The 18,134-nt window shown below is 48.3% G+C and carries 12 protein-coding genes; 5 read left to right on the top strand and 7 right to left on the bottom strand.

Going from position 1 to position 18,134, the window contains the following annotated elements; all coding sequences use genetic code 11:
* Positions 1 to 5: 5 nt before the first annotated feature.
* From BMW79_RS28065 to BMW79_RS34305, 7 genes are all read right to left on the bottom strand, one after another.
* Complete coding sequence (locus BMW79_RS28065) at positions 6 to 1,439, bottom strand: amino acid permease (RefSeq protein ID WP_089901109.1); 1,434 nt, start codon at positions 1,437 to 1,439, stop codon at positions 6 to 8.
* A gap of 160 nt (positions 1,440 to 1,599) precedes the next feature.
* On the bottom strand, positions 1,600 to 2,409 hold the full coding sequence (locus BMW79_RS28060) for a M48 family metallopeptidase (protein WP_089901106.1): 810 nt from the start codon (positions 2,407 to 2,409) through the stop codon (positions 1,600 to 1,602).
* Positions 2,410 to 2,572: 163 nt separating this feature from the next.
* Positions 2,573 to 3,064 (bottom strand): hypothetical protein, encoded by a 492-nt coding sequence (locus BMW79_RS28055; protein ID WP_089901103.1) that lies wholly within the window; start codon positions 3,062 to 3,064, stop codon positions 2,573 to 2,575.
* A 59-nt stretch (positions 3,065 to 3,123) separates the two neighbouring features.
* Entirely contained in the window at positions 3,124 to 6,309 is a 3,186-nt protein-coding gene (locus BMW79_RS28050) for an error-prone DNA polymerase (RefSeq protein ID WP_089901100.1), read from the bottom strand.
* A gap of 20 nt (positions 6,310 to 6,329) precedes the next feature.
* On the bottom strand, positions 6,330 to 7,835 hold the full coding sequence (locus BMW79_RS28045) for a Y-family DNA polymerase (RefSeq protein WP_089901097.1): 1,506 nt from the start codon (positions 7,833 to 7,835) through the stop codon (positions 6,330 to 6,332).
* A gap of 1 nt (position 7,836) precedes the next feature.
* Positions 7,837 to 8,568 (bottom strand): ImuA family protein, encoded by a 732-nt coding sequence (locus BMW79_RS28040; RefSeq protein WP_089901094.1) that lies wholly within the window; start codon positions 8,566 to 8,568, stop codon positions 7,837 to 7,839.
* Between the two features lie 157 nt (positions 8,569 to 8,725).
* On the bottom strand, positions 8,726 to 9,118 hold the full coding sequence (locus BMW79_RS34305) for a VOC family protein (protein ID WP_089901092.1): 393 nt from the start codon (positions 9,116 to 9,118) through the stop codon (positions 8,726 to 8,728).
* A 129-nt stretch (positions 9,119 to 9,247) separates the two neighbouring features.
* On the opposite strand from BMW79_RS34305, the gene BMW79_RS28030 reads away from it, so the two are divergent.
* The 5 genes from BMW79_RS28030 (at position 9,248) to BMW79_RS28010 (ending at position 18,132) form a co-directional block, all read left to right on the top strand.
* Entirely contained in the window at positions 9,248 to 11,527 is a 2,280-nt protein-coding gene (locus BMW79_RS28030) for a GH92 family glycosyl hydrolase (RefSeq protein WP_089901089.1), read from the top strand.
* A gap of 84 nt (positions 11,528 to 11,611) precedes the next feature.
* Positions 11,612 to 12,238, top strand: a complete 627-nt coding sequence (locus BMW79_RS28025) for an RNA polymerase sigma-70 factor (RefSeq protein WP_177192363.1) — start codon at positions 11,612 to 11,614, stop codon at positions 12,236 to 12,238.
* 42 nt (positions 12,239 to 12,280) lie between these two features.
* On the top strand, positions 12,281 to 13,264 hold the full coding sequence (locus BMW79_RS28020) for a FecR family protein (protein WP_089901083.1): 984 nt from the start codon (positions 12,281 to 12,283) through the stop codon (positions 13,262 to 13,264).
* A gap of 40 nt (positions 13,265 to 13,304) precedes the next feature.
* Positions 13,305 to 16,631: a TonB-dependent receptor gene (locus BMW79_RS28015; RefSeq protein ID WP_089901081.1), complete on the top strand. Its 3,327-nt coding sequence runs from the start codon at positions 13,305 to 13,307 to the stop codon at positions 16,629 to 16,631.
* 16 nt (positions 16,632 to 16,647) lie between these two features.
* Positions 16,648 to 18,132, top strand: a complete 1,485-nt coding sequence (locus tag BMW79_RS28010; RefSeq protein ID WP_089901078.1) for a RagB/SusD family nutrient uptake outer membrane protein — start codon at positions 16,648 to 16,650, stop codon at positions 18,130 to 18,132.
* The last annotated feature ends 2 nt before the right edge of the window (positions 18,133 to 18,134 follow it).

Raw genomic sequence — 18,134 nt, 5'->3', positions numbered from 1 at the left:
CAGGATTATCCCTGCCGGTTATTTCTTTTTACCAGTAAATAACACAGATACAGGAAGATGACCCAGCCAGGAATGAGCGCCACCGGCAATTTCATCCCGGTGATCCACATCAGTACGAGGATACCCACCAGGAATACCAGGCAGATATAATTGGATACCGGGTAAATAAATGAGGGGAATTTGGTACGGATGTTTGCTGCTGTTTTATGCTGCTTGAATTTCAGATGCACTACGCTAATCATCAGCCAGTTGATGATCAACGTAGAAACCACCAGTGACATCAGTACTTCCAGTGCTTTCTCCGGGATTACTTTATTGATCACAATACAGATCGCTGCAAACAAACCGGAAACCAGGATGGCTTTCACCGGTACATGATTGTGATTCAGCTTTGACAGGAATGCCGGTGCATTGCCTTGCCTGGCAAGACCATACAACATGCGGCTATTGCTGTAAACACAACTGTTATATACCGAAAGTGCTGCCGTTAAAACGATCAGGTTCAATACGTTTGCAATCAAACTGGTAAAATAAACGGTATGGCCCATCAGTGTAAACTGAAATCCTTTCAGGCTTTCAAACACCATTACAAAAGGACTGCTGGTAGTGGTAATGCTTCTCCAGGGAGATAAGGCAAAAAGTATAATCAGCGCACCTACGTAAAAGATCAGGATACGGTAAATTACCTGGTTGGTGGCCTTGGGTATTGTTTTCTCCGGTTTGTCGGCTTCTGCAGCGGTGATACCGATCAGTTCAAGTCCTCCGAAAGAAAACATAATGAGCGCAATGGCTGCAAACAGGCCCTGGAAGCCTCCCTTCCCATCGGACTCCAGTAATCCTTTCGGAAAAAAGCCACCGTCGTTCCACAGGTTCTGTATACTGGCCTGCTCTCCGCCACTTCCGCTGATCAGCAGGTAGGTGCCAAAACAGATCATGGCAATAATGGCTACTACCTTTATGATGGAAAACCAGAATTCGGCTTCTCCATATACTTTTACGGAACTGAGATTTAAAGCATTGATGGCAATGAAAAAGAAAAGACTGGACGACCACAAAGGTATTTCCGGCCACCAGAAATGTACATATACGCCTATTGCCGTTAATTCGGACATGCTGACGAGGATGTACAGGATCCAGTAATTCCAGCCGGATGCAAAGCCCGCAAAGGTGCCCCAGTATTTATAGGCAAAGTGACTGAAGCTGCCTGATACCGGCTCTTCTACCACCATTTCACCCAGTTGACGCATGATAAAGAAAGCGATGACACCTGCCAGCGCATAACCCAAAATAACAGAGGGACCTGCCAATACTGCTGCCGGGCCTATTCCCAGAAATAAACCTGTTCCTATGGCGCCACCAAGCGCAATCAGCTGGATATGCCTGTTTTGTAACCCTCTTTTAAGATGGTCTGCTCCTGTGTTTTCGTTTGTTGCTTTCAATGTAAATACGCTGGATAAGGCTGCAAGGTGGCGTAATTTTGGGAAAGAGTAAATGTATGTGAATAAATAATATGCGTTTTATTCCCGGTATCGCAGGTAATAAAAGCAGAAAAGGCATCGGTGCAAACCGATGCCTTTTCCATATCTTTTTGGGAAGCAGTTACTTCGCCGCTACTACCGGCCTTTCATAGCCATCTTTTTTTGCTTTCTCTGACATCGTATTCATTCTTTTTTCTGTATCCGGGTGAGAGGAGAACAACTGGGAGCCTTTCTTCTTTTTATCAGCACCAGCTTCCTGGGAAGCTTTCCATAATTTCTCAAAAGCCATAGACATGCCCCATGGATTGAGTTTGGCGGCTTTCAGGAATTCGTAGCCATAGCTGTCGGCCTGACTTTCCTGGTTACGGGAATATGCGGAGTTCGCCACGGCTTCGCCCAATTCACCCAGCTGAGAATCGCTCAAAGTACCGGCTGCACCGCCTTGTGAAGAAACACCGTCTTTCAGGGCAGAAGTCATCAATGCGGTTTTAAACGCATCTTTCGAATCTTTGTTTTTTACGTGACCGATTTCATGACCGATTACACCCATAACTTCATCATCTGTCATGGTTTGCAGTAATCCGGCACAAACCCGCACACTGCCGTCTGCACAGGCGAAAGCATTGATATCACGAACCAGGTAAACTTTGAAGTTAAGATTCATGCCTTCGTAATTTGTGACATTGTCGGTGAGCTTTTTCAACCGTTGTGCCATGGGATCATCAGCAGGGGCAACAGGATTGTGTTCATCCATCCACTGGATATACTCTTTGGTATACTTGATGACATCGTCATCTGTCAGCGTAGCAGCTTTCACTGCTTTGGCGCCGGCGCCCAGTGTTTTGGTGTTTAATTTCAATTGTGCATGCGAGGTGAGAGCAAATGACATGGTCAAAGCGCAAACGAAGCCTAATCGTGCGTAAACAGACATAAATAAAGGTTTTTGTTTTTTTAAAAGGGTTAAACCGATGATTGCATTCAAGGTTACGCCGCGAATATAGAATAATTTTGCGGATAGGCCATATGGTTATGATTCCAGACAAAAAAATACCGGTTGTCAGGGAATAGGATACATGATAACTTTCCGGGGATATTTACTTTATGCGGAAAGCATTGATATAATGGATGATTTCTTCTATAGACCTGGAAAGTCCACTGATATCAATCTTCGGGTTAGCTTTGTGATAATTAAACCTGATGTAAGTAGAGGTATGCCATCCTGAATCTGCATCGTATTCTTCTGCACAAAGTAACTCCTGTATGTGCTCCCACTCATAGGAAGTGCGCTTATAGGTGATGCCTTTCTTATTGATGACCAGCAATGGTTTCCGGCGCAGGTTGTATTTATAGTTCCATAAATAGATTACTGAAAGAATCAGCCCGTTAAATATTAGCATGAGCACCAGGCCGATGTCGGTTAAGTACAGAATGCCGGCGAGGATAACTAAAAATATCACCATACAGCCGAGCGCCGTTTTTCTTTCAAATACCAATAGTTCATCTTCCTCACTCACCTTGGAGAATTCTGCGAAAGACCTGATGAGTATTTCCCTGTCAAGCGGATCTATATTTTTGTTCTTTTTCAAGCAGGTTGATTTATTGTGAGGCTACCTGCCGAAGATAGAGAATGATTTTTATTTTCCCATTATCTGAAATTCCTGGCTTCGGGGAAAATCTTTCCCTGACCAGCCATCGGGTTTTCATCGGCACGGGACACAGTATTGACTGACGGCGTTTTCCCGGAAGGCAACAGGTGCCGCAGTAACTTTGATAAATTATAGCAATGTTGCACTACCACATGTATTACTTCTCCCTCCCGTTGTACTTTACCGGTGACCATCAATAGTTTTGCCTGAACGATTTCTTTCCGGTAATGATCGAATAACTGTTTAAAAACAACGAGGTTACTACAACCGGTTTCATCTTCGATCGTAATAAAGCAAATACCACTGGCAGTACCGGGGCGTTGCCTTACGAGCACGAGTCCTGCTACGCTGACCATATCGCCATCCTGCATCTTGTCAAGATCTATGATAGGCCGGATATGTAATTGCTGCAATTGTTCCCTCACAAAACTAACCGGATGCGCTTTTAAAGAAAGCGAGGTGGCGCTGTAATCATGTACCACATGTTCTGAAGAGGTCATTTCAGGAAGAACAATAGTAGTTTCTGAAGCGGTTGCTGAAGGCTGACCGGTGAACATGCCGGTCGGATTATCTTTCAGGGCAGATACTTCCCAGAGCGCCCGGCGGCGGTCCAATCCGATGGACCGGAACGCATCTGCATCAGCCAGTTTTTCCAGTGTGGTTAAAGGCACCCCGGCATCAAGCAAGGCATTCACATCTGTATAGTGCTTATTTCTTGCTGTGATAAGGGCCTGTATATCGTCTTCCCGCATGCCTTTTACCTGCCGGAAGCCAAGGCGCAGCACGCGGTGTTCCCCGGCTTTTTCTTCGAGTGTATTATCCCAGCAGGAATGATTGATATCAACAGGCCGCACGGTTACACCATGTTTCTTTGCATCGATCACAATCTGTGCCGGCTGGTAAAAGCCCATAGGCATACTGTTCAGCAGAGCGCAGGCAAATACATCCGGGTGGTGACATTTTATCCAGGAAGATACATAGACGAGGAGTGCAAAGGAAGCCGCATGACTCTCGGGAAATCCGTAACTGCCAAAACCTTCCAGCTGTTTGAAAATGCGTTGTGCGTATTCAGGAGAATATCCTTTTGCTACCATGCCATCAATCAGTTTTCTTTCGTACCGGCTCACCTGACCGATATTTTTAAAGGTAGCCATACTGCGGCGAAGACCGTCTGCTTCTGAAGGTGTAAAGCCTGCAGCTACGATGGCAATTTTCATTGCCTGTTCCTGGAACAACGGTACGCCTAAAGTTTTTTCCAGGATTGCTTCCAGCTCTTTAGATGGATAGACGACCTCTTCTTCTTTATTACGGCGGCGGAGATATGGATGTACCATGCCTCCCTGTATCGGACCAGGACGCACAATGGCCACTTCAATCACCAGGTCATAAAAATTTTCAGGCTTTAACCGTGGCAGCATAGATTGCTGTGCCCTGCTCTCAATCTGGAATACACCGATAGTATCGGCATGTCCTATCATTTCGTATACCTTCCTGTCATCGGGCGGAATGTTGGCCAGGGTCAGGTGTTTTCCATAATGATCTCTCGCGAGATCAAACGCTTTACGGATACAGGTTAGCATTCCCAGCGCCAGCACATCGATCTTGAGAAAACCCAGCGCCTCAATATCGTCTTTGTTCCATTCGATATTCGTACGGTCTTCCATACGTGCATTCAGTATCGGGCACAGGTCGGATAATTTTCCCTGTGTAATCACGAAGCCACCGGTATGCTGCCCCAGCTGACGGGGAAAGCCGATCATCTGGTCAGTGAGTTCCAGCACTTTCCGGAGATGCGGGTCCTGTGGATTTAAACCCTGACTGGAAACTTCTTTGTTTTCCATCCATTCTTCTGTAAACTCCCAGATAGAGCCGGATAAACGGTTTACCATATCTACCGATAATCCCATTGCTTTTCCTACATCCCGCACGGCGCCTTTCTGTCCCTGTTGCGTTACGGTAGCCACAATAGCTGCTCTGTCTCTCCCGTATTTGTTATAGATATACTGAATTACTTCTTCGCGTCTTTCATGCTCAAAATCCACATCAATATCCGGTGGTTCATTACGGGCGGAAGATAAAAAGCGTTCAAACAGCAGGTCGAATTTGGTAGGATTTACGGAAGTAATACCAAGACAGAAACATACCACGGAGTTAGCTGCGGAACCGCGCCCCTGGCAAAGGATCTGCTGTGCCCTGGCAAATCTCACAATATCATATACCGTCAGGAAATAGGATGCATAATTCATCTCCGCGATGAATCCCAGTTCGTGCAGGATATCCGTTTTGATCTTTTCGGTAATACCTTCCGGAAATTGCTCTGCGGCGCCTTTCCACGTAAGATGTACCAGTTCCTCCTGTGGTGTACGGCCTTCCGTGGTGAGTTCATCAGGGTAAACATATTGCAGGCTGTCGAGCGAAAACTGGCAGGCCTCCGCCATTTCCTGCGTATGACGGATGGCATCCGGATATTGACGGAACAACCGCTGCATTTCTGCTGCCGGTTTCAGATACCTTTCCGCGTTTTCGTGTAAGCGGTAACCTGCTGTATGAATTGTACATTTCTCGCGGATACAGGTTAACACATCCTGTAATTGCCTGCGTCCGGGATCATGGTAATGTACATCGTTTGTCGCTATCAGCGGCATATCCAGTTGTTCGCATAATTGCGACAGGCGGTACATTCTTTTTAAATCATCGCCCTGGTAGGAGCGTGTAGCCGACAGGTACAGACTGTTCCCCAACGCCTCGCGGTATTCGCGCAATGTTTTTTTGAAGGCTTCCTCATAATCAAATGCCGCATTCATGGCAGCAGGAGGAACTGCAATGAACCTGATACCTTCGGCATGTTCATATACATCTGTTTTGTATAAGAGACACTGGCCTTTCTCTGCACGTAAATTGCCTTTCGTTAATAAGGCTGATAGCCGGCCATAGGCGGCTTTATCTGTAGGGTAGGCCAGCAGGGGGGGGGCATCCACCAGTTGAAGATGACAACCGGGAATAATACGCATGCCTCTTTCTTTGGCGGCTACATGACCACGCACTATACCCGCCAGGCTGTTACGGTCGGTAATAGCGATTTCCCTGTAACCAAAGATTGCTGCCTGTTCCACCAATTCTTCCGGATGCGAAGCGCCCCGGAGAAAACTGAAATTAGTGGTTACCTGTAATTCGGTGTAATGCATGTTTTATGCTTTTCATTCTCTTACGCAAAAAAGCCATGGATAAACCAGCGTGCAGGTGTATCCGGATCATAATGTCCCAGTCTGAAAATCCAGTACCGCCTTCCTTCTTCATCTTCCAGTGTATAGTAGTCCCGGTGCTCACCGGCTTCCAGCCACCATTCCCGTTCGATACGTTCCGGTCCGTCCGCTTTTTTGATGCGGTGTACTTTACCCTGGTAGATAAATAACATGGGAGGATAATCCGGAATAGGCGCAGCTACTTCAACAAGTTCCGGTTGTGGTAAAAGCCGGATGGGACGGGGCCTGTCTGTTCTCCAGCCGATGTCAGTTTTTTCCTGCAGGTTGGTCGTGATCCGGATAGATCGTTCCGGCCAGTGATGCTGATCCGGTAAATAACGACGTACGGTATCAGCTCCCATCTTGTTGGTGATCCTGTCCAGCAGTTCAGCGATGATGGTATCTTCCAGTCCGGTGCTGCGTTTCCACAAAACATCCTGCGAGGGGAGGGTGTCTTCAACTTTTAATGCTTCCAGTACAAACAGCTCTATTCCCAATGCCGGCGCTATCTGCGGGATTTTTTCTTCGAACAGCCGGAACAGGTGTACCGGTTGATGAGAAGGGCGATTGGTACCGATACTGATCTCACTGACTTCCCCATCTATCCGGTAGCATTTGAAAACGACTGTCCGCAGTCCTTTGCCTTCTTTTGCCAACCGCTCACAAAGAAGATCCAGCAATTGTTTTAAAGCGATTCCGATACCGGTGGCTGTGCGGATGGGTTCCAGGCTGGGTAACCATTCCCGGAAAGCTTCCGGCGGCTGCAACGGATGTATGATTTCATCTTCCACATTCAGCGCCTGATCCAGACGGAGCAACAAGCTGTTACCAAAACGCCGGCGCAGCGCAGAACGGGGCATGTCGATAAAGCTGCTGATCTGGTAAAGGCCGAGTTTCCGCAGCTTTTCCAGTATGGCTGGTTCCAGCCGCAAAGCGTCGGGAGGAAAAGGCAGGAGGGCTGCTAATTGTTCTCCCGGAGGAATTACAGGAGCAGCTGCAGAGCCGTAACGGGCTACTGCCCAGGCCGCACCGGGACTATCGGCTATGCCTATACGAATAGTATAACCAAATTTTTTCAGTCGTGTAAAAATATCTCTCAGGTAAGGTACTTCTCCGCCCCATAGATGAGCGCATCCACTGACATCCAGCATCAATCCATCCGGCGGATCTATAGCGCTTACCGGCGTATACCTGATACACCAGTGCCCCAGTGCAGTCAATAACTTCACCGCTGATCCGGGAATGTTATCAAAAACCTGCAAGGTCGCCACCAAAGCCCTGGCATCTGCTACGGACATACCGGCGCTGATGCCCTGCTGCTGTGCCGCCTGGCTGGCAGCTGTAATGATCATCCGGCCATGATCCGGCGCCGCCAGTACAAAAGGTTGCCCACGTAGTTCCGGCTGACGACGGATCCACCAATCCGTCAGTAATTGACAGTACCATATGGATACAAATCGCCGCCGCATACTATCCTATTTTGCGGATCGGCTGTGGTAAAGAAGGAATACGTTTATCCACCGGCTGAAATTTCCCGGCCGACCATTCAATCTGCCAGGTTCCCGGCTTGCCTCCACGGATCCTTAACAACGCTACCTGCCACCGGGGAAAGCCAACACCGGGAAGCAGATCTTCCTGTTCACTGGCAACAGGCATGATCTCCCACCTGGAAACACAGGTAGTGGTGTTCAGCTGCCGTGGCTGATATCTATGTATAAAACCAGTTACCCTGCTCTGTTCAATAGCCAGTTGCAGGCGCCTGGAATTGGTAAAACTTACTTCCTTTATTTCACCGATCACTACTGCCAATCCTTCACACTTAAGCGCTTCTTCCATCACCCAGAGTGCTTCCCTGTCGGAATGCACATCTACAAAAATGATCTGTTCAGGTGCTATCCCAAAGCTTTTCAGCGCAGGAGGAAAAATGGTCCGGGAAATACTGATCCATACACCTACACCACCTCCCTGCATAAGACCACCTGCCAGGCTGCTGATAAACCCGGCTGTAGCAGCCGCAGGTTCAGCTGCCCTGCTAATAAATTCATGCACCGCACCTGTGGGAAATACCCCATCCGGAAACGCTTCTCTTATCGGCCCAAGTCCTACATCTACGGCAGCATTGTTTAGTGTTGGTCTGAGCCCCTGTAAAAGAAGAATATCCCGCTGCAATTGTGCAATGATATCTGCTTTCTGAGTGGGCATCGTTGTAAATATTTAAACTAAAATATTTAGCAATAATACTAATTAAATTAGTATTTAATCAATATTATTTTTCACACTTTAGTTGGGGTTCATTCACAGGGAGTTAGCCACAGAAAAGGATCTGTAGCCGCTGGGGTAGTGGTGTTAAAGGAAATGATTACTGCTGGTCTGGTTCTTCTTTAGGTTCCCACAACTCAATAATATTTCCTTCCGGATCGAGTATGTGAACGAATTTGCCATAGTCATATTCTGCTATTTCATCTACCACTGTTACGTTGGCTCTTTTTAATTCCGCTACCAGCTCCACAATATTTTCTACCCGGTAATTGATCATAAATGGCTTTGCCGAAGGATTGAAATAAGTGGTATCCTGCGGAAATGTACTCCAGGTGGTAGACCCTTTTTTGGATGGATCATCTGCCTGTAGCCATTCAAACGTAGTGCCGTATTCAGTGGTAGCCAGCCCGAGATGCTGCGCGTACCATTCGTTCATCCCTTTCGGATTTTCACATTTAAAGAATACGCCCCCAAGGCCCGTTACTTTTTTCATATCTGTAAGTGTTGTGCGGTGAGAAAGTGTTATAAATCTACCTCACCCACCTCCCTTTTCCAAAAAAATAAATACCCGATGGCGGTAACGTCTTCCCCGGGTGTCTTTACTAAAAGCTGTCATACTATCATGTACCTACCACGTTTTAAAAACTTTTTTATCACATTTCTTTGCTGTCTCCCACTCAATACTATTGCACAGCAAAAAGAACCGGTGGCCTATGCCAATACTTTACAGGGTACCAATTCAGAATTTTCTCTCAGTAATGGTAATACACATCCCTCTACTGCATTGCCTTTTGGTATGCATGCCTGGTCTGCACAAACCGGGAAAAACGGCGATGGATGGAAGTACCAGTACAAAGCCAATACCATCCGTGGTTTTCAGCAAACGCACCAATGCAGTCCCTGGGTAGGCGATTACGCTGTATTCAGCCTCATGCCGGTAACAGGAAAACTAACAGTAGGAGAAGAAGCGCGTGCTACAGCTTTCCGTCATGCGGATGAAATTGCCCGCCCGGATTATTACAAGGTAACATTGGCGAATAAAATCACGGCAGAATTATCACCCACCGAAAGAGGTGCACACCTTCGTTTTTCCTTCCCCGCGAAAAGCCCTGCCTACGTGGTGCTGGATGGTTATAATGCCCTGAGTGGTGTGAAAATATTTCCTTCACAAAGAAAAATTACCGGATATGTGACCAATGGCCGCTTTATCCCCCAAGATTTCAAAAATTATTTTGTCATTGTATTTGATCAACCCTTCGAAGCCAGTGGTACCTGGGAAAATACCGGCAATCGTATTGCTGCAGACAGCTTATCTGCAGAAGGAAAAGGAGTGGGTGCATTTATCCGTTTTAAAAGCGGTGCTACTGTACAGGCAAGAGTGGCTTCCTCCTATATCAGCCCGGAACAGGCGGAACTTACCTGGCAACAGGAACTGCAATCTTTTACCCGGCTGGAACAAACCAAAGCTGCTGCCGGTAAGATCTGGAATACCCTGTTTAACCGTGTAAAAGTGGAAGGTGGCAGCGAGGAAGACAAGGCCACTTTCTATTCCTGCCTCTTCCGCGCCAACCTTTTCTCACATATTTTTTACGAATACAACAGCAAAGGAGAACCGTATTACTACAGTCCCTACGATGGTAAAATTCATAACGGGTACATGTACACGGACAATGGCTTCTGGGATACTTTCCGGGCGCAGTTTCCTTTAAACACCCTGCTGCATCCTACTATGGAAGGCCGCTACATGCAGGCGCTGCTGGATGCACAGCAGCAATGCGGCTGGCTGCCAGCCTGGTCCTTCCCCGGAGAAACCGGCGGCATGCTCGGCAATCACGCTATTTCCCTGCTAACCGACGCCTGGGTGAAAGGCATCCGTACCTTCGATCCCAAACAGGCGCTGGACGCCTATTTTCATGAGGCCATGAACAAAGGCCCCTGGGGCGGCGCCAATGGACGCGCGGGTTGGAAAGAGTATTACCAGCTGGGATATGTGAGTTTCCCCGAATCACATGGCAGTACTTCGCAAACACTGGAATATGCCTACGATGATTTCTGCGGTTATCAGCTGGCGAAGTTAACCGGCAACGATTTTTATCAATACGTTTTTGGCCGCACCATATATAATTATAAAAATCAGTACGATTCCATCACCGGTTTTATGCGTGGCCGCAAACTGGATGGCAGCTGGCAGGAAAACTTTGATCCTTACGAATGGGGTGGTCCCTACACGGAAGGAAACGCCTGGCACTGGCAGTGGTCTGTGTTTCATGATGTAGAAGGGCTCATCCGCCTGATGGGCGGCAATGTACCTTTCCTTACAAAACTGGATTCCGTTTTCACTGCTCCCAATAAAGTAAACGTGGGTTATTACAAACAGATGATCCATGAAATGACGGAAATGGTAAATGCCAACATGGGTCAATATGCGCACGGAAATCAGCCGGTGCAGCATATGATCTATCTCTACAACTACGCCGGGCAGCCCTGGAAAACGCAGGAGCACGTCCGCAAGGTAATGAAGCAATTATATAACGCGGGTGAAAATGGATACCCGGGAGATGAAGACCAGGGCCAGATGTCGTCCTGGTACGTAATGAGCGCCATGGGCTTTTACAGTGTTTGTCCCGGCACAGATCAGTACGTGATCGGCAGCCCGCTGTTCCCGAAAATGACACTGACGCTTGAAAACGGAAAACAATTTATTGTAGAAGCACGCAACAACAGCCCGGAAAATGTATATATCCAGTCGGCATTCCTAAATGGAAAACCCTGGCCGCACAACTGGCTCCGTCATGCCGATATCGTGAACGGAGGCGTGCTGCTGCTGGAAATGGGGAATAAGCCGGCTACCAGCCGGGGCATCGATCCGGCAGATAAACCTTTTTCTGTGAGCCGTCTTTAAAACAAGCGGGCTGTTAATTTCGCACCGACATGAAGAAAATACTACTGAAACGATTAAATTAGCCCGTAGTTCGAATTCATGTCGATGCGAAAAGATTTTTCCACGTATACAGATGAAGAGTTGTTCCTGCTGGTAAAACAGGGGCATAAAGACGCGTTTGAGGATGTCTACAGACGCTTCTGGCAAGAGTTGCTGGACGCTGCCTACCGGCGCGTAAAAGTGCAGGAAACGGCAATGGAACTGGTACAAAGCTTGCTGGTAGACCTGTATCTGAAAAGAGAAACCATCTCTCTGACTACTTCGCTCCGCAATTATTTACACACTTCTCTGAAAAACAGGGTACTGAATACGGTACGTTCCCAGCTGGTACGTAATACTTATCAGCAGCACGTACTGAACGACAACGGCCTTTATCAGCCGGATGCCGCCACCACCCTGCAACTGAAAGAGCTGCAACGCCACATAGATGAATCCTGCGCCAGTATGCCCGAAAAATGCCGGGAAGTTTTTTACCTGAGCAGAAGGGAGCATTTGTCGTACCAGCACATTGCCAGCCAGTTGAACATCTCTGTAAATACAGTGGAAAAACACATGGTGAAAGCACTGAAGATATTACGCTCACACCTCAAACAATATCATTATATCCTGTTCTGGTGCCTGGTGGCCTTGTTGCTGCTATGTGCGCCGCTTTCAAACTATTTTGAAGCATAATGGCGGTAAGCCGTTTTTCAGGTGTCTAATGTTAGAGAGACTATGGATATGAACAACACCCGGTTAAAAGAATTATTGGATAAATACCTGCAAGGTACCGCCACTGAAGCTGAAATCAGTGAGGTAGACCATTGGTACAGGTCTTTCGAAAATGATCCCGCGCTGACAGCACAATTCAGCCCGGAGCAACGTATGGCGCTGGAGCAACTGCTTTTCCTGCGCATCAGCCGCCAGGTGGAAGCAGCGGAACCACCTGTCAGGGTTGGCTACAGATCTGTGCGTTGGGCCGCTGCTGCTGCTGTGGCATTACTCATTGCCGCCGGGGCCTTCTACCTGGTACGCCAGCAAACCACAAAGCCGGATACCACGCTGGCTACCATAACAGAACAAACCAACAAAAACGCGATAAAGAAAATCAGTCTGCCGGATGGCAGCCTCCTGTGGCTGAATATAGACAGTAAGGTGAGGTATGCCAAACAGGGCAGGGAACTCTGGCTGGATGGCGAAGGTTATTTTGAAGTAGCACCGCAACAGGGAACTCCTTTCCTGGTGCATGCAGGAGCGCTCAACATCAATGTACTCGGTACCAGCTTTAACATCGACGCCTATACGCCGGATGCAAAAGTAACCGTTACCGTAGCCAGTGGTAAAGTAGCCGTAGGCAATGAGCAGCATCAGCCAGCCACGCTTACGGCCAATCAGCAGGCGGTTTACCTCCCTGCGGAAAACCAGCTGGAAACAAATGATATTACGGCGGCAGATGTCAGCGCCTGGACACAGGGACAACTGATATTTAAAAATGCCCGCTTCCGTGATATTGCACAACGGCTGGAACGCCGATATGATGTGCGTATCCGCTTTGCCAGCGAACCTATTGCCAATTCAGTACTAACGGCCCGGTTTGATGCCAACGTACCGTTTAAAAATGTACTGGGCATGCTATGCGATATTTATGGGTTTAGCTACCGGCAGGAGCCGGGAAAAAATGAATACCTGGTATTCAAAAAAGGTCAACCAGCGAAATAACCCGACAGGGGCTGCCCTGGGGGCGTGATAATTTCAAGTTATGAAAGTGAAAACAGCGGATTGCCGGCACGTGTGGCCCGGGTGGCTTGCCTTCCTGGTGCTGGTACTGTGCTGCGTATACCCGTCGCGGATAGTTGCCCAATCCGGCAATACAGATGAATTAAAACGTACCCTGGTAGATATACACATCCTCAATGAAACACTCGATAAAGTGTTTGAACAGGTGGAAGCCGCCACCCCGTTCAGGTTTGTATACAACCCTTCGGAAATAACAAAAAGTGGAAAAGTTACCATCAATAAAAAGAGTATCCCGGTGGAACAGGTGTTGAAGCTGTTGCCACCGATATTGCAATATGAACTGCGTGGCAGGAATATCCTCATCACGCGGAAAGAAGCGCCGGCTGCCAACCAGGTGTCCATACTCACCGGCCGTGTAACGGATGCCAACGGCAACCCGCTTCCCGGGGTATATGTGATGCGTAAAGGTACGCCCCCTCACATGGTAACAGATCCCGACGGTACTTTCAGTATTCATGCCGATCCGGGCGACACGCTGCGTTTTAGTCTGCCTGGTTTCGGTGAACAGGAGGTGCCCGTAGAAAGAGTGAATATGCTCTACGTTTCCCTGTTACCAAAATATGCTTCTCTCAAAGAGGTAGTGGTGATCGGCTACGGCACTTCCAGCAAGGAAAAATTAACCACGGCAGTAGGTACCGTCAGCGGCGAGGCTTTGAAAGAACGCGCTACTACGATGAATCTTATGCAGGGACTGGCCGGAAAAATAGCCGGCGTGAGCGTAATGATGAACTCGGGAAAACCGGGTGGTAATCCCATCGTGAAAATAAGAGGTACCGGCTCTATCAATGCCTACAACGGACCGTTGTATGTGATAGACGGTATTGTAGGGGCAGATCCGCTGATCATTGATCCGAATATTGTAGCTGCGGTGGATGTACTTAAAGACGCTGCCGCCTCTGCGATCTACGGCGCCAGAGGCTCCAACGGGGTGATCGTCATCACCACAAAAAAAGGTACCAAAGGCAATCCCGGTATCGCTTTCCGAAATACGGTCAGCTTCGGCTCCCTGGCCCGTAAAGTGCAGCTGATGAATGCAGATGAAGCACTGGAGATGTTTAAAAGAGAATATGAATATTTGCCAGGTCGCATTGCGCCGCACCTCGATGGCTCACGGCAGTTTGTGCGGAAAGCGGAATTGTTTAATCCGGACGGTTCGCCAAAATATCATACCGACTGGCAAAAAGAAGCCAGCCGCCTCGCGGTATCCCATGAACATGCCCTGTCATTGTCTGCCGGCAAAGATGGTTTCTCTGCGCTTGTCAATCTCACGTACAACGACCAGCAGGGAATCCTGATCAACAGCTACGCCCGGCAGATCAATGGTTTTATCAATCTCGGATGGGATGTGAACAACTGGCTGCATGTACAGGCCGTTATCAACAGCGGCGCCGCCAAACAGAATAATGTAGATATCAATACTTTCGGATTGAATGCAGTGCGGCAGATCTATGAATTTCTGCCCTTTCTACCCGTGCAGTATGCTGATGGCACCTATTCCCGCAAAGGTGATTATCCCGGTGCAGAAGATTCAGAAAACCCGGTGCGGCTCATGCGGGAGGTGAAATCGGTGGCTGGTCGTACTTATACGATGGGCAACCTGGTAACAACGATCCGCCTGAACAGCAAACTGCATATTACCGCAGGCCTCAGCGGACAAACAGGCGCAACTTATAACCTGTATTATTCCGGCCGTGATATCCGTGGATACTCCGATACACAACAAGGCGTGGCTACCCGCGCACATGGTAATTCCGCATCCTGGACTTCGGAAGATTACCTGACCTGGAATAACCAGTTCGGCAAACATAAAGTTACTGCGGTAGGAGGTGCCAGCTGGTATTATTTCGGCAACATGACTACGCAGGCAGGAAGTGAAGGTTTCTTCGATGACTATTTTTCCTATAACAGCCTGCAAACCGGTCTGGTACCACAACGCCCGCAATCGGGCGCCAGTAATACGGCTATGAACTCGTATTATACGCGGTTCAATTACGATTACGATAGCCGCTACCTGTTCGGATTTTCCTTCCGCGCAGATGGTTCCTCCCGTTTCGGCGCCAACAACGTATACGGCTATTTCCCGAGTTTCTCGGCAGCCTGGCGCTTGTCGTCCGAGCCTTTTCTCCGGCATGTGCGCAGCATCAGCGATCTGAAATTGCGGGGCAGCTATGGCATCGTAGGCAATGCTGATATCGGCGACTATGTAACACAAGGCCGGCTGAAAAGCGGTCAGGTGGCTTTCAACGGGCAGCCGGCGCCTGCTGTGACCTTCGATGCATTGGGCAATCGCAACCTGAAATGGGAAAAAGCACATCAGCTGAATATAGGACTGGATGTATCGTTGTGGGAAAACAGGATCCAATTTACCGGTGATGTATATAACCGCGTTACAAAAGATTTGCTCTATTACCGGCTGATGCCCGCCACTTCCGGCTATGAAGGTGTATATGATAACATTGGTTCTATCCGCAACCGCGGCGTGGAATTATCACTGACTACCACCAATATCCGCCGGAAACAATTCTCCTGGAATACTTCCCTGATCTATTCCATGAACCGCTCCCGCGTACTGGAACTGAACGGCGATATTATGTATCCGTGGGGAGGCCGCATCATGGAAGGACGCCCGCTGAACGAATTTTATGGCTACCGCCGGCTGGGTACCTGGGGAACTGATGAGGCGGCCGCCGCAGCGATGTATGGAAAGAAACCCGGTGATCTGAAATATGCAGATCTCAATAATAACAAAGTAAAAGATGCGAACGACCGCACCGTACTAGGTAACGGTATGCCCGATTTCGAAGCCAGCATGGGGAATACATTTACCTACAAAAATTTTTCCCTGTCGGTAGATGTGCAAACGATCTATGGACACAGTCTGGCAAATTTTACCAGGATGCTCATGCAGAATGCAGCCCCCTCTACCAACAGTTACCGGGAACTGCTCAACGCCTGGACGCCGCAGCGGCAAGGTAGCATGAACGCCTCGCTGCGACTGCCACAGGACGGATTCGATAACGAAATGGACAGCTACAATATAGAAAAAGGCACATTCCTGCGGATACGGAATATCGCATTGTCGTACCGGCTGAAAGAAGACTGGCTCGCCAGATATCATATCCGGTCGGCCGTTATCAGCGCCAGCGCAGAGAACTATTTCCTGTTCACAAAATATACAGGATATGATCCGGAGGCTTCCTCCTTTGATGGGGATTTTAACCAGGGAGTGGATCTGTATCAATATCCGAAAGCAAAAACACTGGCGTTCACCTTAAATATTACATTCTGAGTAAAGGAGTTGAAATATGAAACAAGCGATGCTGTGGGGGATGATCATCTTTCTGATGTCCTGCAATAAATTCCTGGAAGAAGAGCCCTCGGGCTCTCTCAATCCGAAAAATTACTACAAAACACCAGAGCAGGTAAGCGCTGCGGTAAACGGCGCCTACGAAGGGCTGGCTACACCCTTTGTTGCCAATATAGGCGTAGCCGTTAGTCCTGTGTATTCGTTGGAGTATCTGACCGGGTATAGCCGCAGACCAAGACCTTCAGGTTTTGAAGATGATCAGTTCCTGCGTCTGGATAAACTTGATAACGCCAATTCCCGGCTGCAAGGCTGGTGGAACGCCACTTATTATGCGGTGGAAAATTGCAATAGCGTGATTGAAAATGTGAGTGTGACTACCGTAGTGGATGAAATGACCAAACAACGTTATCTCGGCGAAGCCTATTTCCTCCGCGCATGGTACTACTTCCAGGCAGTACAGCTTTTCGGGGATATTCCGCTGAAGCTTACTACTACGAAAGATATCAACGATGTGCGGATCCGCCGTTCTCCGAAGGCAGCCGTATATGAGCAGATTGTAAAAGACCTGACGGCAGCAGAAAACGCGGGCCTTTCCTGGATGGACCAGAGCGGGCATGTGAGTCTGGGTGCGGTAAAATCCCTGCTGGCAAAGGTCTACATCACGATGGCCGGCTATCCTTTGCAAAAAGGCGCGCCTTACTATCAGCTGGCATACGACAAAGCTCTGGAAGTAATCGGTAGTCACCAGTTTTCTTTGTTTGAACAATACAGCGACCTGCGTAATCCGGCGGTGCAGAATACCCGGGAGCACATCTTTATGCTGCAACGCCATCCTACGGTGGCGGTGAGCAATATTCACTGGGCCTATCTGCCATATCCTGTGCAGCCGGTTTCCATACAACCCGCTTATGGTGGCGCTATGATGCCGGTGCAGGCATTCTATGATTCATATGCAGCAGACGATGGACGCAAACAGGAACAGGCTTTTTTTTATACAAAATATCCGCGTTATGGTAACCCGGCTGAAATGGTTTTCTTCCCCGACCCTTATATTTTTAAATTCTGGGATCAGGAAGCAGAGAAGACGGGCCGCTCCGGCGCCAACTTTCCGCTGATACGTTATGCCGATGTATTGCTGTTATGTGCAGAAGCAAAAAGTAATATCGATGGAGGCGCCACATCAGATGCCGCTGCTATTGATGCGTACTATGCCGTACGGCACCGTGCTTTCCCTGCGGCACTCAAACCTGTAAACTTAACAACCGATGATATACTCAAGGAAAGATACTGGGAACTTTGTTTTGAATTCCAGACCTGGTACGATATGCTACGCACCCGCAAAGCTTTTGATGTGGCGCATGGCACTATCACCAACCTGGTAGGATACAAAGCGCCCAATCACCTGAGAAGCTTTGATGAAACTGATTTTCAATTTCCATTACCATTAGCTGAAGTTCAGAAAAACCCGGACTTGGCCCTTTAACA

The sequence above is a fragment of the Chitinophaga arvensicola genome (genome assembly GCF_900110835.1).
GTDB classification, from domain to species: domain Bacteria; phylum Bacteroidota; class Bacteroidia; order Chitinophagales; family Chitinophagaceae; genus Chitinophaga; species Chitinophaga arvensicola.
The sequence above is the reverse complement of the archived record's forward strand: the minus strand, read 5'-3'. Positions and strand labels throughout refer to the sequence as shown.

What these genes read in the sequence shown, in the direction of transcription:
- BMW79_RS34305 (WP_089901092.1), bottom strand. Translation starts at nt 9,118, where the DNA reads ATGAAAAAAGTAACGGGCCTTGGGGGCGTATTCTTTAAATGTGAAAAT.
- BMW79_RS28020 (WP_089901083.1), top strand. Translation starts at nt 12,281, where the DNA reads ATGGATATGAACAACACCCGGTTAAAAGAATTATTGGATAAATACCTG.
- BMW79_RS28050 (WP_089901100.1), bottom strand. Translation starts at nt 6,309, where the DNA reads ATGCATTACACCGAATTACAGGTAACCACTAATTTCAGTTTTCTCCGG.
- BMW79_RS28010 (WP_089901078.1), top strand. Translation starts at nt 16,648, where the DNA reads ATGAAACAAGCGATGCTGTGGGGGATGATCATCTTTCTGATGTCCTGC.
- BMW79_RS28045 (WP_089901097.1), bottom strand. Translation starts at nt 7,835, where the DNA reads ATGCGGCGGCGATTTGTATCCATATGGTACTGTCAATTACTGACGGAT.
- BMW79_RS28025 (WP_177192363.1), top strand. Translation starts at nt 11,612, where the DNA reads ATGCGAAAAGATTTTTCCACGTATACAGATGAAGAGTTGTTCCTGCTG.
- BMW79_RS28030 (WP_089901089.1), top strand. Translation starts at nt 9,248, where the DNA reads ATGTACCTACCACGTTTTAAAAACTTTTTTATCACATTTCTTTGCTGT.
- BMW79_RS28040 (WP_089901094.1), bottom strand. Translation starts at nt 8,568, where the DNA reads ATGCCCACTCAGAAAGCAGATATCATTGCACAATTGCAGCGGGATATT.
- BMW79_RS28015 (WP_089901081.1), top strand. Translation starts at nt 13,305, where the DNA reads ATGAAAGTGAAAACAGCGGATTGCCGGCACGTGTGGCCCGGGTGGCTT.
- BMW79_RS28060 (WP_089901106.1), bottom strand. Translation starts at nt 2,409, where the DNA reads ATGTCTGTTTACGCACGATTAGGCTTCGTTTGCGCTTTGACCATGTCA.